Origin of the sequence: Stenotrophomonas maltophilia, from assembly GCF_047782825.1 — a bacterium.
Taxonomy (GTDB): domain Bacteria; phylum Pseudomonadota; class Gammaproteobacteria; order Xanthomonadales; family Xanthomonadaceae; genus Stenotrophomonas.
In genome coordinates this window covers 4,530,085-4,548,985 of sequence record NZ_CP180589.1, presented here as the reverse complement: position 1 = coordinate 4,548,985, position 18,901 = coordinate 4,530,085, and the positions used below count along the sequence as shown (strand labels likewise).

The following is an 18,901-nucleotide window of genomic DNA, read 5'->3' as shown; positions in this document are numbered from 1 at the left end:
CCGGAGCCTGCCGTGCCCGTCGCCCTGCCCCGTCGTTGGCTCCTGCCCCTGTTGTGGCTGTTGATCATCACCGGGCTGGCCGCCGGTATCGGCATGCGCCAGCCGCAGCCGCCGGACGAACCGCGCTTCGTGCTGGCCGCCCGCGCCATGGTCCAGAGTGGGGAATGGTTGCTGCCGCACCGCGGCAGTGAGCTGTACGCGGAAAAGCCGCCGGTGTTCATGTGGCTGCAGGCGGTGGCCCACCAGGTGGTCGGCAGCTGGCAGTGGTCGTTCCTGCTGCCCTCGCTGCTGGCCGCCCTGCTCAGCCTGTGGCTTGTGTCGGATCTGGCACGGCGGCTGTGGTCGCCCCGGCATTCCCTGTATGCGGTGGCGGCGCTGTTCTGCACCCTGCAGTTCGGGCTGATGGCCAAGCGCGCACAGATCGACATGGTGCTGGTGGCGATGACCACCGTGGCCCTGTGGGGCCTGCTGCGCCACCTGTGCGAGCGCCGCAACCTGCCTGCACTGTGGCTGGCCGGCTTCGCCGCGGGCCTGGGCACGGTCACCAAGGGCGTGGGCTTCCTGCCGTTGCTGATGGTGCTGCCCTGGTTTGGCTGGTGGCTGTACCAGCGCCACCGCGGGCGTACGGTGGACGGCCCGCACCCGGCCACCCTGCTGTACCTGATTCCCGCCTTCCTGCTGGGCACGGCGGTGTGGCTGGCGCCGCTGGGCTGGGCCCTGCTGCATGAGCCCAGTGCGGCCCTGCAGTCCTACGCCCACGAACTGCTGTTCAAGCAGACCGGCACCCGCTACGCCAATGCCTGGCACCACCGGCAGCCGGTCTGGTACTACCTGCAGGTGATCCTCACCCTGTGGCTGCCGGGCAGCCTGCTGCTGCCGCTGCTGGCCAAGCCCTGGTGGCGCCGCCTGCGCCGCGGCGATCGCCGCCAGTGGCTGCTGCTGGGCTGGGCCGCGCTGGTGCTGCTGTTCTTCACCGCCAGCCCCGGCAAGCGCGAGGTCTATGTGCTGCCGATGCTGCCGGCCATGGCCCTGGCGGTGGCCCCGCTGCTGCCCGGCCTGCTGCGCCGGCTGTGCGTGCGCCGTTACCTGTTTGGCTACAGCGTGGTGTTGATGCTGGCCACCGGCACGCTGGGCGTGATGATGCTGACCGACCACCACTGGGCACAGGCCCAGCTGGCACGCCGTGCGATGCCCGATTCCCTGCTGCCGACGCTGGGCACCGGCCTGCTGACCTTCGCCATCGCCGTGGCCACGCTGGCGATCTGGCTGCGCGTGCGCCGCGCGGCCACGCTGGTGCTGCTGACCCACGGCATGCTGTGGATGCTGTACGGGCTGGTGCTGATCCCCGCACTGGATCCCTACGCGTCGGCGTCGGCATTGATGCACCGCGTCGGCAAGCGGATCGGTCCGGATGCCGAGCTGGCCCTGGTGGCTTGGCGCGAGCAGAACCTGCTGCAGGCCGACCGGCCGGTGCGTGAGTTCGGCTTCAAGCGCCCCTGGGCCGAGCAGTGGCACGACGCCGGCCCCTGGCTGGCCCAGGCACCGGACAGGCGCTGGGTGCTGGTACTGGACAAGGCGATGAGCCCCTGTGTCGACCGCAGCCAGGTCGTCGACATCGGCATTGCGAACCGCAATCGTTGGCAACTGCTTCCCGGTAGCGCCTGGAACGCCGAATGCCATGCGGAACTGACGGGCTCGACCGCAGAAGAAGACTGAACGTTGACCCGCGCCGGGGAATGATTAACCCGGCGCGAACGCGCGTCCGACCCTTCTCCGACATCGAGATGACGAGCATGGCTGCGGATTCCCGAACCGCCCCTTCCGCGCATGCCCGTCCGTCCCCTTGAATCGGTAGCCCCGCTTGCGACATCGCCTTTGGCGTCGCGCTTTGCCGTAACTCACTTCTGGCTGCCTGTCGTAATCGGCCTCGCCGTGTTCACCCCGCTGATGGGGTTCGGCGGCGACCAGTGGGTGGCCGACCACCTGTTCCGCCTGGAAGGTGGCCACTGGGCGCTGCAGGACGCGTGGATCACCCGCTCGGTGGTGCACAAGGCCGGCAAGTGGATGAGCACGGCAGCGGCCCTGGTGGCGATCCTGCTGTGCTTCCATCACTGGCGTGTGGGGCGCGATCGCACCCTGCGGTGGGCGCTGCTTTATGTCGTAATTGCCATGGCGCTGGGCACCGGCGTGATCTCCCTGTTGAAATCGCTGGTGCCGATGGACTGCCCCTGGGACCTGCTGCGTTATGGCGGCCACGCGCCCTTCATCGGCCTGTTCACCACGCGGCCGGAAGGCATGCCGACCCAGGCCTGTTTCCCCGCCGGCCACGCCAGTGCGGGCTATGCGTGGCTGTGTCTGTACTTCTTCGCCCTGCTGTGGCGCCCGGCCTGGCGCTGGGCCGGGCTGTGGATCGGCCTGGGCACCGGCCTGGTGTTCGGCATCAGCCAGCAGCTGCGGGGGGCGCATTTCCTTTCGCATGACGTTGCCACCGCGTTGATATGTTGGCTCATCTCCCTGGGCCTGTATGTCCTGATCCGCCGTCAGCTGGACCGTCCCCGCCGCCAGGAGGCACACGCATGAATGCATCGGTCCAACGTCCCGCGCGCCTGCCGTCGCTGGCCAGCCTTCACCGCTGGCGGCCGCAGCTGACCACCGAAGCCCTGATCGCGCTGACCAGCCTGTTCTTCGCCGTGGCCGGCAACGGCCTGTTCTGGCACAGCGCCATGGCCAGCCACCCGGGCAGCCTGCGCTACGCGCTTTCACTGCTGTTGCTGCTGCTGGGCGCGCACGCGGTGCTGCTGGGCATCCTGGTATGGCGCTGGAACGCCAAGGTGGTGATCAGCGTGCTGCTGCTGGTGACCGCCTTCGCCGCGCACTACATGAGCCAGTACCACATCTACCTGGATGCGGACATGCTGCGCAACGTGCTGGCCACCGACCCGAAGGAAAGCCGAGAGCTGATGACGGTATCGCTGGTGTGGCCGGTGCTGCTGCTGGCCGTGCTGCCGATGCTGCTGGTGTGGCGGGTGGAACTGCGCCGCCGCAGCTGGGGCCGCACGCTGGCCTGGCGCATCGGCTTCCTGCTGGTGGCCGCGGCTACCGCATTGGGCGGTGCGCTGATCTCCTTCCAGGATGTGTCGGCGCTGATGCGCAACCAGCGTGAAGTGCGCTACCTGGCCACCCCGGCCAATGTGCTACTGGGCATGCCGCGTGCACTGCGCAGTGACAACCCGGTGCAGCGTGCGCCGAAGCTGCCGATCGGCACCGATGCCAAGGCCACCCCGCGTGCACCGTCCAGCAAGCCGCGCCTGCTGGTGATCGTCATGGGTGAAACCGTGCGTGCACAGAACTGGGGCCTCAACGGCGGTCGCAACACCACCCCGGAACTGGCCCAGGCGCCGGTGGTCAACTTCCCCGACATGCACTCCTGCGGCACCAGCACCGAGGTATCGCTGCCCTGCCTGTTCTCGCCCTGGGGACGCCACGACTACGACGAGAAGAAGATCCGCGCGCACCAGTCGCTGCTGCACGTGCTGAACCGCGCCGGCGTCACCCCGCTGTGGCGTGACAACCAGTCCGGCTGCAAGGGGGTGTGCGAAGGGCTGGACTTCCAGTCGCTGTCCGACGCGACCACCCCGGGCCTGTGCACCGATGGCCGCTGCATGGATGAAATCCTGCTGCAGGACCTGGCCGCGCAGGTACGCGCCAAGCCGGGCGACCGGGTGGTGGTGCTGCACCAGCTGGGTAACCACGGCCCGGCCTATTTCGAACGCTACCCGGCCGCTTTCGCCCGCTTCAAGCCGACCTGCGACACCCGCGACATCGGCCGCTGCTCGCGCGAAGAGATCACCAACAGCTACGACAACGCGGTGCTGTACACCGACCACTTCCTGAGCAAGACGATTGGCACGCTGCAGGGCCTGCAGGACTACGACACAGCGATGATCTACCTGTCCGACCACGGCGAATCACTGGGCGAGAAGGGCCTGTTCCTGCACGGCGTACCGTATGCGATTGCCCCGGCCGAGCAGACCCGTGTACCGATGACGATGTGGTTCTCGCCGGGCTTTGCCAGCAGCCGCGGGCTGGACGTGCAGTGCGTGCGCAAGCGGTCGGCGGCGTATACCGACCACGACAACCTGTTTCCCTCGGTGCTGGGGTTGATGCAGGTGAAGACGGCGCTGTACGAGCGCGAGCGTGACCTGTTCGCTGGCTGCGAGAGCTGAGGGGTTTGTTCGGCAGGGCTTGCAGCCCTGCACCTGCCGAAGCAACGTCAACGTCAACGTCAAAAGCTGGCATTCCGTGGGTTGGCGGGGGGGGGCCGGTTGAGGGGGACGCTGCAAGTACCTCCATGTAAGCTCGGTCGCCGCATCCATGCGGCTCACGCCCCCTCAACCGGACCCACCCCGCCTTCGACAGACTGCCGCGATCTGTCGGGAATGCTCCTGGGGTCAGATCCGTTTTCCGCGGGAAAACGGATCTGACCCCACAAGTCTGTCGATATCTGATGGATTTCATCCACGCATGGCGTGGATCTACTGGCCACCGGCCAGCTGTCGAAGGCGGGGCGGTGTGGGTGGGCAGGACCGCAGGCGCCATGGATGGCGCCTACGAGCCCCCAAGGATGGGTTTACGGCGTGTCCTGCCCGCCCACACCGCCCCGCCCAACCCACAGAAAACCCGAGTTGCTTTGGCCGTTGCCGTTGCATTGAGCGGGTGCAGGGCGCAGCCCTGCCGAACCTTTGCCACTTGCGGCGGCAACGACTGCCCACTAGCCTTCGGCCGTCGTTCACCACCCAAGGACCGCCCGTGAAACACCGCCATCTCCTGCTGGCCTCGGCTATCGCCGCCGCCACGCTGGCCCTGGTCGCCTGCAAGAAAGAAGCTACCCCCGGTACAGAAGCCGCCGCCCCCAGCGCGCCGGCCGGGGAAACCGCCGACCAGTTCGTCGCCCGCATCAACGCCGAATACAAGGCCGCCTACCCGGAGATGACGTCGGCACAGTGGCTGTCCTCCACCTACATCAACAGCGATTCCGAACGCATCGCCGCCAAGGCCAACGAACGCTCGCTCACCCAGCTCAACAGCTGGATCGAACAGGCCGGCAAGTTCGAAGGCCAGCCGATGAGCGAGGACAGCAAGCGCGCCATCCATCTGCTGAAGCTGATGTCGTCCATGCCGGCGCCGCGTGATCCGGCCAAGCTCGCGCAGCTGACCCAGATCGCTACGCGCATGGAAGGCAGCTACGGCGCGGGCAAGTACTGCACCGATGCCAATGATCCGAACTCCTGCCGCCAGCTGGGCGAGCTGGAACAGGTGCTGGCGCGCAGCCGCGACTACGACAAGCAGCTCGATGCCTGGCAGGGCTGGCACAGCACCACCAAGAGCATGCGTGGCGATTACCAGCAGTTCGTCAGCCTGGTGAACGAAGGCGCCAAGGGCATGGGCTTCGCCGATGCCGGGCAGATGTGGCGCAGCGGTTACGACATGCCGCCGGAACAGATCGGCCCGGAAACCGACCGCCTGTGGGAACAGGTCAAGCCGATGTACGAGCAGCTGCACTGCTACGCACGCGGCAAGCTGGACACGACCTACGGCAAGGACAAGGCCGAAGTGGGCAACGGCCTGATTGCCGCGCACCTGCTGGGCAACATGTGGCAGCAGGACTGGTCCAACCTGTGGGACCAGCTGGAACCCTACCCCGGTGCCGGCAGCCTGGACATCACCGCCGCGCTGGAAAAGCAGTACCAGACCAACCTGAGCGCGGCGCTGGCCAAGGCCGGCAAGGACGCCAGCGTGGCGGCGCAGTACAAGGCGCAGCGCGAAGCCGAACTGCGTACCGCCAAGCAGATGACCGAGCGCGCGCAGGATTTCTACGTGTCGCTGGGCATGCCCTCGCTGCCGCAGACGTACTGGGAACGAACCCAGTTCATCAAGCCCGATGACCGCGACGTGGTCTGCCACGCCAGCGCCTGGGACATGAACATGGAAGGCGATGTGCGCACCAAGATGTGCATCAAGCCGAACGAAGAGAACTTCACCACCATCTACCACGAGCTGGGCCACATCTATTACGACCTGGCCTACAACCCGCTGCCGCCGCTGTTCCAGGGCGGTGCCAACGATGGCTTCCACGAAGCAATCGGCGACACCATCGTGCTGGCGATGACGCCCAAGTACCTCAGCTCGATCGGCCTGGTAGACGCACCGACCGAAAGCCGCGAGGCGGTCATCAACAACCAGATGCGCATGGCGCTGTCGGGGGTGTCGTTCCTGCCGTTCGGCCTGATGATCGACCGCTGGCGCTGGGGCGTGTTCGATGGTTCGATCACCCCGGACAACTACAACAAGGCCTGGTGGGACCTGAAGGCCAAGTACCAGGGCGTGGCCCCGGCCAGCACCCGCGGCGAGGAATTCTTCGATCCGGGCGCCAAGTACCACGTGCCGGGCAACACCCCGTACACCCGCTACTTCCTGGCACGCATCCTGCAGTTCCAGTTCTACAAGGGCCTGTGCGATGCAGCCGGCTACAAGGGTCCGCTGCATGAGTGCACCTTCTACGGCAACAAGGAAGCCGGGCAGAAGTACTGGGCGATGCTGAGCAAGGGCGCCAGCCAGCCGTGGCAGGCCACGCTGAAGGAGCTGACCGGCAGCGACAAGCTCGATGCCGGCCCGATGATCGAGTACTTCAGCCCGGTCAACGAGTGGCTGAAGCAGCAGAACCAGGGCCAGATGTGCGGCTGGCAGGCCAGCGCAGCACCGGCGGCGAGATGAAAGAAGGGGCGGGTCCGCAAGGATCCGCCCCTTTTCCCATGCTGTAGAGCCGAGCCATGCTCGGCTGGTTTGGAATGCAGTCGAGCATGGCTCGACTCTACAGAAGGGCGGGGGTGTCAGTTGTTCTTCTTCGCCGCCATCGCTGCGGCCAGCTCGGCCTTGAATTCCTCAAAGGTCTGGCCCTTCTCCTTGGCTTCGGCCTGCGCGGCATCGCGCAGCGCATCCGAGTACACCAGGCGTACCGGCGTGCCCTTGCGTTCGTGCAGCTCACCTGCCTGCATGATCAGCGCCAGTACCTGCGCGGCACTTTCGCTGTGCCCGGCAATGCGGCCATCCATGCCCAGCACCCACTCGCCGTCGCGGCGGACCACACCGGCCAGCAACGTGCGCTGCGTATCGCGCAGTTCGGCATGCGGCTCCACCGGCGAGGCCTGGGCAGCGGCCTTGTTGGCGGCCTTTTCTTCCTGGCGGCGGCGCTGGTCGCGACGGGTCTTGGAGGTGGTGGACATGGGGGCGGTACCGCTACGAGGGGGCGCAAGGATAGCGCACCCCGCCCACCACACCGCTTCACGGCGCCTCCGGCCGGGCGCCCTCAGTCCAGCACCCGGCCCTGCCGCCAGTAGCCCATGAAGGTGATCGCCCGCCGGTCCAGGCCGCAGGCACCGACCAGGTGGCGGCGGATCGCCATCACCGCACCGGCCTCGCCGGCCACCCAGGCATACAGCGGTCCGGCCACGCTGGCATCGGCCTGCTCCCACAGGATCTGCGCGTCCACGTCGATCTCATCCAGTGCCTCGCCGGCGGCCACGGCCGGTGCGGCCGCCAATCGCGCCTGCACCGCCTGCAGCAGCGGCTGCCCGTGGGCGGCCTGCCCGCGCGGCAGCCACACCAGTTCGGCGCTGGGTGGCGCCTTCAGCGGCAGGGCATCGCCGCCCTGCGCCACTTCCAGCAGGGCCAGCGTGCGCGGCGGATCGGCCAGCGCGGAAAGCGCCTCCAGTATCCCGGCCACCGCCGGCAACGCGGTCTCGTCGGCGACCAGCAGCACCTGCCCGACCCCGGCCGGCGGCTTCCATTCCCAGCCTTCGCTGCTGTCGGCACAGTCGGCGTCCGGAGCCAGCAGCAACACCCGGTCGCCCGGCCGCGCATGCGTGGCCCAGCGTGAAGCCGGGCCGGTCTGCCCGTGCAGGACGAAGTCGACATCGACTTCGCACTGGGCAGCGCGCAACTGGCGGATGGTGTAGGTGCGCATCGGTGGACGCTGCCCATCGGGCAGGGCGCGGTAGCGCGCGTACCAGTCCGCGCCGCGTGGCACGTCCGGCAGGTCCTGCCCGGGCAGGGGAAAGAACACCTTGATCCGCTGGTCAGGCCCTTCGGTCTTCATCCGCGCCACGTCGGCACCGGTGAACACCATGCGGTCCAGGGAAGGGGAAAGAACGCGGCGCTCCTTCAGCGCCACCTCGAACAGGCGGTAGGTCTGCTGCGCAGCCATGCGGGAACCTCGTGCAACGACATCGGATCGGCTGGCTGTCGTGCACTCCTGCACCGGCTGGCTGGAGTCCCCAGCCTAGTGCGGCCGGTGGCGGCCGCAAGGGGTTCGGGCGCGTGCATGCGCCCTACCCCTGCGCGCTGGTCAATGCACCGTGCCGGCTGCCTGTGATGCACGCTCGCGGTGGTGTTCCCAGTACCAGAACACGAAGCCGACAGCGAAGAAGCCGGCCTGGCCCAGTGCCAGATGCAAGGGGCTGGCACTGACCAGCGGCGATACCACGCCGGCCACCACGGTGCTGATCATCAGCTGCACGAAGGCCTGCAGCGACGAGGCCAGGCCACGCTGCTGCGGGTACATGTCCAGCACCGCCAGCGCGAGGATCGGGAAGATCAGCGCCATGCCCATGCCACCCAGGAAGATCGGCAGCACCGCCCACGGCAGCACGAACTGCGGCGCCAGCGCCACATAGCCGACGTTGAGCAGCACCGACAGCGCGCACAGGCAGAAGCCGATGGACACCTGGCGGGTGGGCGTGGTGTGCCCGGCCATGCGCCCGGACAGGAACGAACCGGTGGTCATGCCGCCGATGGTGGGAATGAACAGCCAGGCAAAGCCCCCTTCACCCAGGTGCAGGTGCTGCATGACGAACACCGGCGCCGAGGAGATGTACAGGAAGATGCCGCCGAACCCGATGCTGCCGGCCAGCGCCAGGCGCAGGAAGCGCGGGTTGAAGCCGATGCGCACGTAGTCACGCAGCAGCACGCGCGGCGACAGCGGTACCCGCGCGTGCACCGGATGGGTTTCCGGCAGATAGCGCGCGGTGGCCACCAGCAGCAGCAGCGAGAACACCACCAGGAACCAGAAGATCAGCGGCCAGCCGGCACCGCTGAGCAGGATCCAGCCACCGATGATCGGCGCGATGGCCGGGGCGATGCCGAACAGCATCGACACCTGGCTCATCAGCCGCTGCGCATCGTGGCCGTGGTACAGATCGCGGATGACCGCGCGGCCGACGATCATGCCGACGCCGGCCGACAGGCCCTGCAGCGCGCGGAACGCCAGCAGCGTGGTCAGATCAGTGGACAGCGCACAGCCGACCGACGCCCCGATGAACACCACCAGGCCGCCAAGGATCACCCGCTTGCGGCCCCAGGCATCGGACAACGGCCCGTGTGCCAGGCTCATCAGGCCGTAGAACAGCAGGTAGACGCTGATGGTCTGCTGCACCGCCACTTCATCCACGGCCAGGCGCTGGGCCAGCTGCGGGAAGGCCGGGAAGATGGTATCGATCGAGAACGGGCCGAACATGGCCAGGCCTGCGAGCAGCAGGGCCATGCGACGGGTGGACGGGGCAACAGCGGCGGTCATCGGGAAAGCGTCCGGCAGGGCCATGCGTTACACGCACGGCGGGCGCCGATCCCCTGCAGCAGGGACGGCGCCAGATGAATACGAGAATCCACCCATCATAGGTGGGGAATGCGCGCGATGCCATGCACCGGTGCACAGAACGCACGCCCGGGCCATAGGCCATTCAGGCCTGTGAGGCCGCTCCGGGCCACCGTCTGGCGCCGGCAAGAGGCTATAATCGGCGGGCAACATGGTGGGAGAAGCAGGTCACCGCTGCCGAAGGCGCAACGCCCGTAATCGCTCAGGCCCGATACCACCCGTAACAGAACTCTGGAGAGACCGGTTCGATCCGGCGCCGAAGGGGCACGAAGCTGCGGTCCGCCGCGCTTTTAAACTCTCAGGCAAAAGGACAGAGGGGCGCCCCGCAGACCGCCGACCGGCGGTTTGTGCCCGTGCGTGCGCCCTTTCCTGACGGATCCTTCGCCATGTCCCAGAACACCCCTTCCCTGCGTGAGCTTGAGCATCACTCTGCCTTCGTCGAGCGCCACATCGGCCCCAACGATGCCGAGATCGCGCAGATGCTAGGCGTCATCGGCCACGCCTCGCTGGATGCGATGACCGATGCCATCGTGCCGGCCAAGATCAAGTCGCCGGCACCGCTGGCACTGCCGGAGTCGATCACCGAAGTGCAGGCGCTGGCGAAGATCCGCGCGATCGCCGACAAGAACACCGTGCTGCGCAGCTTCATCGGCCAAGGCTACTACGGTACCCACACGCCGAACGTGATCCTGCGCAACATCCTGGAAAACCCGGCCTGGTACACCGCCTACACCCCGTACCAGGCGGAAATCTCGCAGGGCCGCATGGAAGCGCTGATCAACTTCCAGACCCTGTGCGCCGACCTGACCGGCATGGAAATCGCCAACGCCTCGCTGCTGGACGAAGCTACCGCCGCCGCTGAAGCGATGACCCTGGCCAAGCGTTCGGCCAAGTCGAAGTCGGACACCTTCTTCGTGCACGACGCCGTGCACCCGCAGACCCTGGAACTGCTGCGCACCCGCGCCGAGCCGATGGGCATCGTGCTGCGCGTGGGCACCCCGGCCGAAGCACTGGAAGCCGAAGCCTTCGGCCTGCTGCTGCAGTACCCGGACACCTTCGGCCAGGTGGGCGACTACAAGGCCCTGGTCGATGCCGTGCACGCACGCGGCGGCCTGGTGGCCGTGGCCACCGACCTGCTGGCCCTGACCCTGTTGGCCGCTCCCGGCGAATGGGGCGCGGACATCGTGGTCGGCAACAGCCAGCGTTTCGGCGTGCCCTTCGGTTTCGGCGGCCCGCACGCCGCGTTCATGGCCTGCCGTGATGCCTACAAGCGCTCGATGCCGGGCCGCCTGATCGGCGTCTCCATCGATTCCGAAGGCAACCCGGCCTACCGCCTGACCCTGCAGACCCGCGAGCAGCACATCCGCCGCGAGAAGGCGACCTCCAACATCTGCACCGCGCAGGTGCTGCTGGCCGTGATGGCCTCGATGTACGCCGTCTACCACGGCCCGGAAGGCCTGGCCCGCATCGCCCGCCGCACCCACCGCCTGGCCACGATCCTGGCCGCATCGCTGCGCAACGCCGGCGTGCAGGTGGGTGGCGACTTCTTCGACACCCTGCACATCACCGGCGTGCACGCCGATGAGATCCACGCCAAGGCCCGTGCCGCCGGCTACAACCTGCGCGCGATCGACAGCGACTCGGTCGGCATCAGCCTGGACGAAACCACCACCCGCGCCGACGTGGTTGCGCTGGCTGCGGTGTTCGGTGCCCAGGCCGACGTCGACGCGCTCGATGCCAGCACCGCCGACGCGCTGCCGGCCGGCCTGCTGCGCCAGTCCGCGTTCCTGACCCACCCGGTGTTCAACACCCACCACAGCGAGCACGAACTGCTGCGCTACCTGCGTTCGCTGGCCGACAAGGACCTGGCGATGGACCGCACGATGATCCCGCTGGGCTCGTGCACCATGAAGCTCAACGCCACCGCCGAGATGATCCCGGTGACCTGGCCGGAGTTCTCGCAGATCCATCCGCTGGTGCCGGCCGACCAGGCGCTGGGCTACAAGGAACTGATCGAGACGCTGGAAGCGATGCTGGTCGAATGCACCGGCTACGACGCGGTCAGCCTGCAGCCGAATTCGGGCGCGCAGGGTGAATATGCCGGCCTGCTGGCGATCCGCGCCTACCACCGCTCGCGCGGCGAAGGCCACCGCGACATCTGCCTGATCCCGGATTCGGCGCACGGCACCAACCCGGCCTCGGCACAGATGTGCGGCATGAAGGTGGTGGTGACCAAGACCGATGCCAACGGCAACGTCGATGTCGAAGACATCCGCATCAATGCCGAGAAGTACAGCGACCGCCTGGCCGCGATCATGATCACCTACCCGTCCACGCATGGCGTGTTCGAGGAAGAAGTGGTCGAGATCTGCGAGATCATCCACCAGCACGGCGGCCAGGTGTACACCGACGGCGCCAACATGAACGCCCTGGTGGGCGTGGCCAAGCCGGGCAAGTGGGGTTCGGACGTTTCCCACCTGAACCTGCACAAGACCTTCTGCATCCCGCACGGCGGCGGTGGCCCAGGCGTCGGCCCGTGTGCGGTGAAGGAACACCTGGCACCGTTCCTGCCGGGCAAGCTGGGCGACAACGGCCCGGTCGGCATGGTCAGCGCGGCCAGCTTCGGCAGCGCCTCGATCCTGCCGATCAGCTGGATGTACATCGCCATGATGGGCAGCGAAGGCCTGCGCAAGGCCACCCAGGTGGCCCAGCTCAACGCCAACTACATCGCCAAGCGCCTGGCCCCGCACTTCAAGACCCTGTACACCGGCCGCAACGGGCTGGTGGCGCATGAGTGCATCCTGGACGTGCGCCCGCTGGAGAAGACCAGCGGCATCGGCGCCGAGGACGTGGCCAAGCGCCTGATCGACTTCGGCTTCCATGCCCCGACCCTGAGCTTCCCGGTGGCCGGCACGCTGATGGTCGAGCCGACCGAGAGCGAATCGCTGCACGAGCTGGATCGCTTCATCGACGCGATGATCCAGATCCGCGAGGAAATCCGCGCGATCGAAGACGGCCGCCTGGACCGCGAGGACAACCCGCTGAAGAACGCCCCGCACACTGCCACCGCAGTGACCGCCAGCGAATGGACCCACGCCTACCCGCGTGAACTGGCCGCCTTCCCGCTGCCCAGCCTGAAGCTGCAGAAGTACTGGCCGCCGGTGGCCCGCGTCGACAACGTGTACGGCGACAAGAACGTGATGTGCGCCTGCATCCCGGTCGATGCCTACAAGGACGACGAAATCGAGGCGTAATCCCTCGATGCACCGGTAAACGGAACGGCCCGCGCAAGCGGGCCGTTTTCGTTGTGCCTCACGGGTCGGGCATCTGCCCCAGGCTCAGCTGCCACGACACACCGTAGCGGTCCTGCACCCAGCCGTAGCGGTTGCTGAAATCGTAATCACCCACCGGCATCAGCCAGTGCCCGCCCTCGCCCAGCACGCGCGCCGCACGCTCGAACTGCTCGCTGCCGGCGCATTCCACGAACAGCGACATGGACGGGCTGAAAGTGAAATCGTGCACGTCCAGGCTGTCGAAGCACAGGTAGTGGGTGCCACCCAGCAGGAAAATGGCCTGGCGCACCTGCCCGGGCACGCCCGCGCCCGCACCCTCGGGATGGCGCTGCAGGGCCAGCAGGCGGAAATCGGCGAAGGCTTCGGCGTACAGGGCCATGGCGGCCTCGGCCTGGCCGGTGAACATCAGGAAGGGACGGCTGCGCAGCATGCGGTACTCCTGCTCGACGGGCCGGTGACGGCCCACGCGATCAGGATGGCATGGCGGATGTATGCCTTCTGTAGAGCCGAGCCCATGCTCGGCTGGCGGCCGCAGCCTCTGTAGAGCCGAGCCCATGCTCGGCTGGCGTCTGCGCGAACAGCAGCCGACCGTAGGGTCGGCTCTACAAAGGCAAAGCAACAGCAGCCGACCATAGGGTCGGCTCTACAGAATTACGCTTCGCGCATGCGCCGGGCAATGGCACTGCCGGCGGCGATGGTCGCGGTCAGCGCCACCATCGACAGGAACTGCAGGCGCGTATGCGCTTCGCTCAGCAGCAGGCCGAAGATCAGCGCCAGGATGCCCAGTGCACACACCGTCAGCCACGGGAAGCCCGCCATGCGGAACGGCAGGCGCGTGCCCAGACGATCGGCCCGGCGGCGCAGCACCAGCTGCGACACCAGCGACAGCGTCCACACCAGCAGGCAGGTGGAACCGACGATGTTCAGCAGCACCGGCAGCACCTTGTCCGGGAACAGCAGTTCCATGATGGTGGCAGCGAAGCCGAACAGCACGCTGGCCAGCACGGCAATCACCGGCACCTGGCGCGGGTCGGTCCAGCCCAGCACGGCCGGTGCTTCACGACGCTGGGCCAGCGAATACATCATGCGCGAGGCGCCGTAGAGATTGGCGTTGAGCGCAGACAGCAGTGCGATCACTGCGATCAGGGTGATGGCCGTGGCTGCGCCCGGAATATTGGCCACGTCCAGCACCGCAGCGAACGGCGACTTCAGCGATTCGCTGGTCCACGGCACCACCGCGATGATCACGCTGAGCGAGCCGATGTAGAACACCAGGATGCGCCAGGCCACGGTGCGGATGGCACGGGCGATGCTGCGCTCGGGGTCTTCGGTCTCGGCTGCCGCCACCGCCACGATCTCGGTGCCCCCAAAGGCGAACACCACCACCAGCAGCGCGGCACCGATGCCGGCCAGGCCCTTCGGTGCGAAGCCACCGTGCTGGGTGAAGTTGCTCAGCCCCGGCGAAGCCACCTGCGGCAGCCAGCCCATCAGCAGAGCGATACCGACAGCGATGAAGGCCAGGATGGCGGCTACCTTCAGGATGGCGAACCAGAATTCAAACTCGCCGAAGTTCTTCACTCCGAGCAGGTTGATGGCGGTGAAGAACAGCATGAAGGCCAGCGCCGCCATCGGTACCGGTATCACCGGCCAGACCGTGGCCAGCAGGCCGGCAGCGCCCACCGCCTCGGCGGCGATCACGATCACCAGCTGCACCCACCACAGCCAGCCCACGGTGGCGCCGGCGGTGGCGCCCATGGCGTCGGCGGCATACACCGAGAACGCACCGCTGGTCGGCTTGGCCGCGGCCATTTCGCCCAGGGCGTTCATGACAATGATCACCAGCGCCCCGGCCACCAGGTAGGACACCAGCACGGCCGGACCGGCCGCCTGCACGCCTACGCCGGACCCCAGGAACAGGCCGGCGCCGATCGCGCTGCCCAGGCCCATCATGATCAGCTGACGCGGCTTGAGCGAATGGCCCAGGCGGGAAGGCGAGGCAGGCGTAACGGGGCTGGCGGGCATCGGCGGGACTGGCGGCGGCTACAGGGGCGTCACCTTACATTGTCCCCCACCTACGGGGATAGGCACAGTGCAGCAGACCGCTCAGGGCAGCATGGCCTCGCCGACCGCGCCACCGGCATACCCCCCGATACGTGCCCGGTAGGCGCGCGGCGAGAAACCGGTTTCAGCCTTGAATTTGCGGGTGAACGCACTCTGGTCGCTGAAGCCGCAGGCCTGGCCGATGCAGGCGATGCTGTCGTCGCCATGCAGTAGGTGCATGGCCATCTGGATGCGCAGCCGGGTCAGCACCTGCTGCGGGGTCATCTGGAACACCTTGCGGAAGCTGCGCTCCAGCTTGGACAGCGAAAAGCCGGTGATGTCCAGCAGGGTCTGCATGCGCACGTTTTCGGCGTAGTGCGCGTTGAGGTGGGCCAGCGCCAGGCGCAGCTGTTCGTACTGGCTGCCCAGGCTGTCCTTCTGGCCCAGGTCGCGGGAAATGCCGATCAGGCCCTGGATGCTGCCGTCCACCAGCAACGGCCGCTTGCAGGTCAGGCACCAGCCCGGTTCGCGATTGGCGAACAGGTGCAGCTCCATCAGGTTCTCGATCACCTCGCCGGACAGCACGCGCGCGTCCTGGTCCACGTAGTCCGCGCTCAGCCCGGTGGGGTAGATCTCGGCAGCGGTGCGGCCGATGACATCCTTGCGCGCACGCAGGCCCAGCCGCCGCAGCATGGTCTGGTTGACGTGGGTATAGCGGCCCTGGCGGTCCTTCATGAAGAACAGCACGTCCGGAATGGCGTCGAACAGGGCTTCGATGTCGGTGGGCTCGACTCGCATGCGGCAAGCATACCCGAGCCCGCTTTTGCCTGTACGTTCACCCGCGGCGGACCGTGGGTTAACGGCCCGGGGGCGACTGTCATGGCCTGCCCCCTCGTATCCCGGAGAACCCCCCGATGGCCGCCAGCAAGCCGACCGGCAAGCGCGCACCCGCCCCGTCCCAGAAGTCCCAGGCCCAGCAGCGCGGCGACGGTGACGAACTGCACCTGCAGGCCGGCGGCACGCATCCGGCCATGACCACCGCACAGGGCATTCCGGTGGCCGACAACCAGAACTCGCTGCGCGAGGGCCCGCGCGGCCCCACCCTGCTGGAGGACTTCATCCTCCGCGAGAAGATCACCCACTTCGACCACGAGCGCATTCCCGAACGCATCGTGCATGCGCGCGGCAGCGCCGCCCATGGTTATTTCGAACTGACCCGTTCGCTGGCGAAGTACACCCGCGCCCGCGTGCTCACTGAAGTCGGCACGAAGACGCCGGTGTTCACCCGCTTCTCCACCGTGGCCGGCGGTGCCGGTTCGGTCGACACCCCGCGCGATGTGCGCGGCTTCGCGGTCAAGTTCTACACGCCGGAAGGCAACTGGGACCTGGTCGGCAACAACATCCCGGTGTTCTTCATCCAGGATGCGATGAAGTTTCCCGACCTCGTGCATGCGGTGAAGATGGAGCCGGACCGTGCGTTCCCGCAGGCCGCCAGCGCGCATGACACGTTCTGGGATTTCATCTCGCTGATGCCCGAATCGATGCACATGATCATGTGGGCGATGAGCGACCGCGCCATACCGCGTTCGCTGCGCATGATGGAAGGCTTCGGCGTGCACAGCTTCCGCCTGTTGAACGAGGCCGGCGAATCCACCTTCGTCAAGTTCCACTGGCGGCCGAAGCTGGGCATCCAGTCCACGGTGTGGGACGAAGCGCTGAAACTTCAGGCGGCCGACAATGATTTCCACCGTCGCGACCTGTTCGAAGCGATCCAGCGCGGCGACTTCCCCGAATGGGAACTGGCCGTGCAGCTGTTCACCGAAGAAGAGGCCCAGGCGTTCCCGTTCGACCATCTGGACCCGACCAAGATCATTCCCGAATCACTGGTGCCACTGAAAGTGATCGGAAAGATGGTGCTGGACCGCTGGCCGGACAATTTCTTCGCTGAAACCGAACAGGTGGCGTTCTGCCCGGCCAACGTGCCGCCAGGCATCGATTTCAGCAACGACCCGCTGCTGCAGGGCCGGCTGTTCTCGTACCTGGACACCCAGCTGATCCGCCTGGGCGGACCCAACTTCCACCAGATTCCGGTCAATGCGCCGAAGTGCCCGTTTGCCAACCACCAGCGCGATGGGCACATGCAGATGCAGGTACCCAAGGGCCGCGTGGCCTACGACCCCAGTTCGCTGGAGGACGACAGCCCTCGCGAGACGCCGGCCGGTTTCCGCAGCCATGCCACGGCCGACGATGGCCGCAAGGGTCGCACGCGCGCGGAAAGCTTCGCCGACCATTACAGCCAGGCACGGATGTTCTTCCGCAGCCTGGAGAAGCCGGAACAGGCGCACCTGGCCTCGGCGCTGGTGTTCGAGCTGTCGAAGGTGGAAACGGAGAAGGTGCGCGTGCGCACCGTCAGCCATCTGCGTAACATCGACGAAGGACTGGCCAAGCGTGTGAGTGACGGCCTGGGCTTGCGCGCCCTGCCCGACCCGGCACCGACGGCAACGCCCGCGAAGGACCTGGCGGCCGCCCCGGAAGTGCGCGTGATCGGCCGCACCAAGCCACTGCTGCAGGGGCGTTGCATCGGCATCCTGTTCGACGAAGGTTCCGATGCACGGGTAATCGCCAGCCTGCGCAAGGCCGCTGAAAAGGCCGGCGCCAGCGTCAAGCTGGTCGCACCGAAAGTCGGTGGCGCCACGCTCAGCGACGGCAAGGTGCAGGCCGCCGATGGACAGCTGGCCGGTACCCCGTCGGTAGTCTTCGACGCGGTGGCGGTAGTGCTGAGTGCCGACGCTGCCAAGGCGTTGGCCAAGGAAGCGGCGGCCGTTGGCTTCGTCAGTGATGCATGGGCACACCTGAAGGCCATCGCCAGCGATGAGGGTGCACAGACGCTGCTGAAAGCCGCCCGCGTCGGCAACGACGCCGGCAACGTCGAGGCCGGAGACAGCAAGGCCTTCCTCACTGCTGCCGCCACCCGCCAGTGGGCGCGCGAGCCGAAGCTGCGCCTGCTGGCCTGACCATCCAAAAGGAGAACGCTCATGCCCCGTGGTGACAAATCCGCCTATACCGAAAAGCAGAAGCGCCAGGCCGAGCACATCGAAGAAAGCGAGCGCGAACGCGGTGCAAGCGAGGGCACCGCCGAGCGCATCGCCTGGGCCACCGTGAACAAGCAGGATGGCGGCGGCAAGCGCAGCGGCAGCGGGCGCAAGGCAACGAAGAAGGTGGCCAGGAAGACAGCTGCAAAGAAGACTTCGGCAAGCAAGGCGCCTGCAAAGAAGGTGGCAAAGACGGCTTCGCGTACCCGCACTAGCGGATGACTCCGGCTACCTCGGCAGCGTGTTGATCCAGAGCACGCGATCAACGCTGCAGCCGGTTCGGCCCGCGCCTGCAGCAGCAGGTGCGGGCCTTCAATGGCGAGGTGCCGCGCGTCGGGCAGCAATGCCTGCAGTTCGCGTACGCTGCGCGGCCACAACAGTCGATCCTGCAGCGCCTGCACATTCAAGGTTGGCGCCTGGATCCTGGACAACAGCGCGCGCACATCAACGCGCAGGGTGGCCGCTGCGCGTTGGCGCAGCACCAACGCCGGCACCTGTGCCAGTGCGTCCTGCAGGTGCTGCTGATTGCTGCGGGTGCGCCAGCGCCCCAGCAGCAGTCGTGCCATCAGTGGCAACGGCGGCATTGGCCAGGCAGGTGCCAGCGCCATGGCGGCGCTGGCGGGCAACGGCACCGGTCGCCGTGCGAAGGTCGTGCACAGCACCAGTCCACGGAGTCCGGGCAGCGGGCCTGCGGCCAGTTCCATCGCTGGCGGGCCGGCGAAGGACTCGGCAAGAAGCACGAACGGCTGCGCAGGCAGCTGCGGCCG

Annotated in this window: 12 protein-coding genes, 1 pseudogene and 1 riboswitch; of the genes and pseudogenes, 7 read left to right on the top strand and 6 right to left on the bottom strand. The window is 67.3% G+C overall.

Annotated features, from left to right (window positions below):
• The first annotated feature begins 12 nt into the window (after positions 1-12).
• The 4 genes from ACM2ZB_RS20765 to ACM2ZB_RS20750 all read left to right on the top strand — a co-directional run bounded on the left by ACM2ZB_RS20765 (position 13) and on the right by ACM2ZB_RS20750 (position 6,774).
• Complete coding sequence (locus ACM2ZB_RS20765; RefSeq protein ID WP_416056819.1) at positions 13-1,716, top strand: ArnT family glycosyltransferase; 1,704 nt, start codon at positions 13-15, stop codon at positions 1,714-1,716.
• A gap of 111 nt (positions 1,717-1,827) precedes the next feature.
• Positions 1,828-2,580 carry a phosphatase PAP2 family protein gene (locus ACM2ZB_RS20760; RefSeq protein WP_416056818.1) on the top strand — a complete coding sequence of 251 codons (753 nt, stop codon included), beginning with the start codon at positions 1,828-1,830 and terminating at the stop codon, positions 2,578-2,580.
• Positions 2,577-4,226, top strand: coding sequence for a phosphoethanolamine transferase (locus ACM2ZB_RS20755; protein WP_416056817.1), 1,650 nt, complete (start codon positions 2,577-2,579; stop codon positions 4,224-4,226). Before ACM2ZB_RS20760 ends, ACM2ZB_RS20755 begins: the two co-directional genes overlap by 4 nt.
• A gap of 583 nt (positions 4,227-4,809) precedes the next feature.
• Positions 4,810-6,774, top strand: coding sequence for a M2 family metallopeptidase (locus tag ACM2ZB_RS20750; protein WP_416056816.1), 1,965 nt, complete (start codon positions 4,810-4,812; stop codon positions 6,772-6,774).
• Between the two features lie 116 nt (positions 6,775-6,890).
• Here the strand turns inward: ACM2ZB_RS20750 and ACM2ZB_RS20745 are convergent, their stop codons facing one another.
• The 3 genes from ACM2ZB_RS20745 to ACM2ZB_RS20735 all read right to left on the bottom strand — a co-directional run bounded on the left by ACM2ZB_RS20745 (position 6,891) and on the right by ACM2ZB_RS20735 (position 9,631).
• Positions 6,891-7,283, bottom strand: a complete 393-nt coding sequence (locus tag ACM2ZB_RS20745) for a hypothetical protein (protein WP_313442144.1) — start codon at positions 7,281-7,283, stop codon at positions 6,891-6,893.
• Between the two features lie 83 nt (positions 7,284-7,366).
• Positions 7,367-8,263 (bottom strand): siderophore-interacting protein, encoded by an 897-nt coding sequence (locus tag ACM2ZB_RS20740; protein WP_416056815.1) that lies wholly within the window; start codon positions 8,261-8,263, stop codon positions 7,367-7,369.
• A gap of 141 nt (positions 8,264-8,404) precedes the next feature.
• A complete protein-coding gene (locus ACM2ZB_RS20735) occupies positions 8,405-9,631 on the bottom strand; it encodes a multidrug effflux MFS transporter (RefSeq protein WP_416056814.1) in 1,227 nt (408 codons plus the stop codon).
• 299 nt (positions 9,632-9,930) lie between these two features.
• Positions 9,931-10,033, top strand: a riboswitch (glycine riboswitch).
• Positions 10,034-10,095: 62 nt separating this feature from the next.
• Between ACM2ZB_RS20735 and gcvP the strand changes: the two genes are divergently transcribed.
• Entirely contained in the window at positions 10,096-12,963 is a 2,868-nt protein-coding gene (gcvP, locus tag ACM2ZB_RS20730; RefSeq protein ID WP_416056813.1) for an aminomethyl-transferring glycine dehydrogenase, read from the top strand.
• Positions 12,964-13,021: 58 nt separating this feature from the next.
• On the opposite strand, the gene ACM2ZB_RS20725 is transcribed toward gcvP, so the two are convergent.
• The 3 genes from ACM2ZB_RS20725 to ACM2ZB_RS20715 all read right to left on the bottom strand — a co-directional run bounded on the left by ACM2ZB_RS20725 (position 13,022) and on the right by ACM2ZB_RS20715 (position 15,840).
• Positions 13,022-13,432, bottom strand: a complete 411-nt coding sequence (locus ACM2ZB_RS20725; RefSeq protein WP_313442152.1) for a VOC family protein — start codon at positions 13,430-13,432, stop codon at positions 13,022-13,024.
• Between the two features lie 221 nt (positions 13,433-13,653).
• The gene (locus ACM2ZB_RS20720; RefSeq protein WP_313442154.1) at positions 13,654-15,024 is read right to left on the bottom strand and encodes an amino acid permease; all 1,371 of its coding nucleotides are present in this window, start codon (positions 15,022-15,024) and stop codon (positions 13,654-13,656) included.
• 81 nt (positions 15,025-15,105) lie between these two features.
• Complete coding sequence (locus ACM2ZB_RS20715) at positions 15,106-15,840, bottom strand: AraC family transcriptional regulator (protein WP_313442156.1); 735 nt, start codon at positions 15,838-15,840, stop codon at positions 15,106-15,108.
• Between the two features lie 116 nt (positions 15,841-15,956).
• On the opposite strand from ACM2ZB_RS20715, the gene ACM2ZB_RS20710 reads away from it, so the two are divergent.
• Both ACM2ZB_RS20710 and ACM2ZB_RS20705 read left to right on the top strand, forming a co-directional pair.
• On the top strand, positions 15,957-18,056 hold the full coding sequence (locus ACM2ZB_RS20710) for a catalase (protein WP_416056812.1): 2,100 nt from the start codon (positions 15,957-15,959) through the stop codon (positions 18,054-18,056).
• A gap of 21 nt (positions 18,057-18,077) precedes the next feature.
• Positions 18,078-18,344: pseudogene (locus tag ACM2ZB_RS20705) on the top strand (hypothetical protein); the annotation flags it as partial.
• Positions 18,345-18,901: the final 557 nt, after the last annotated feature.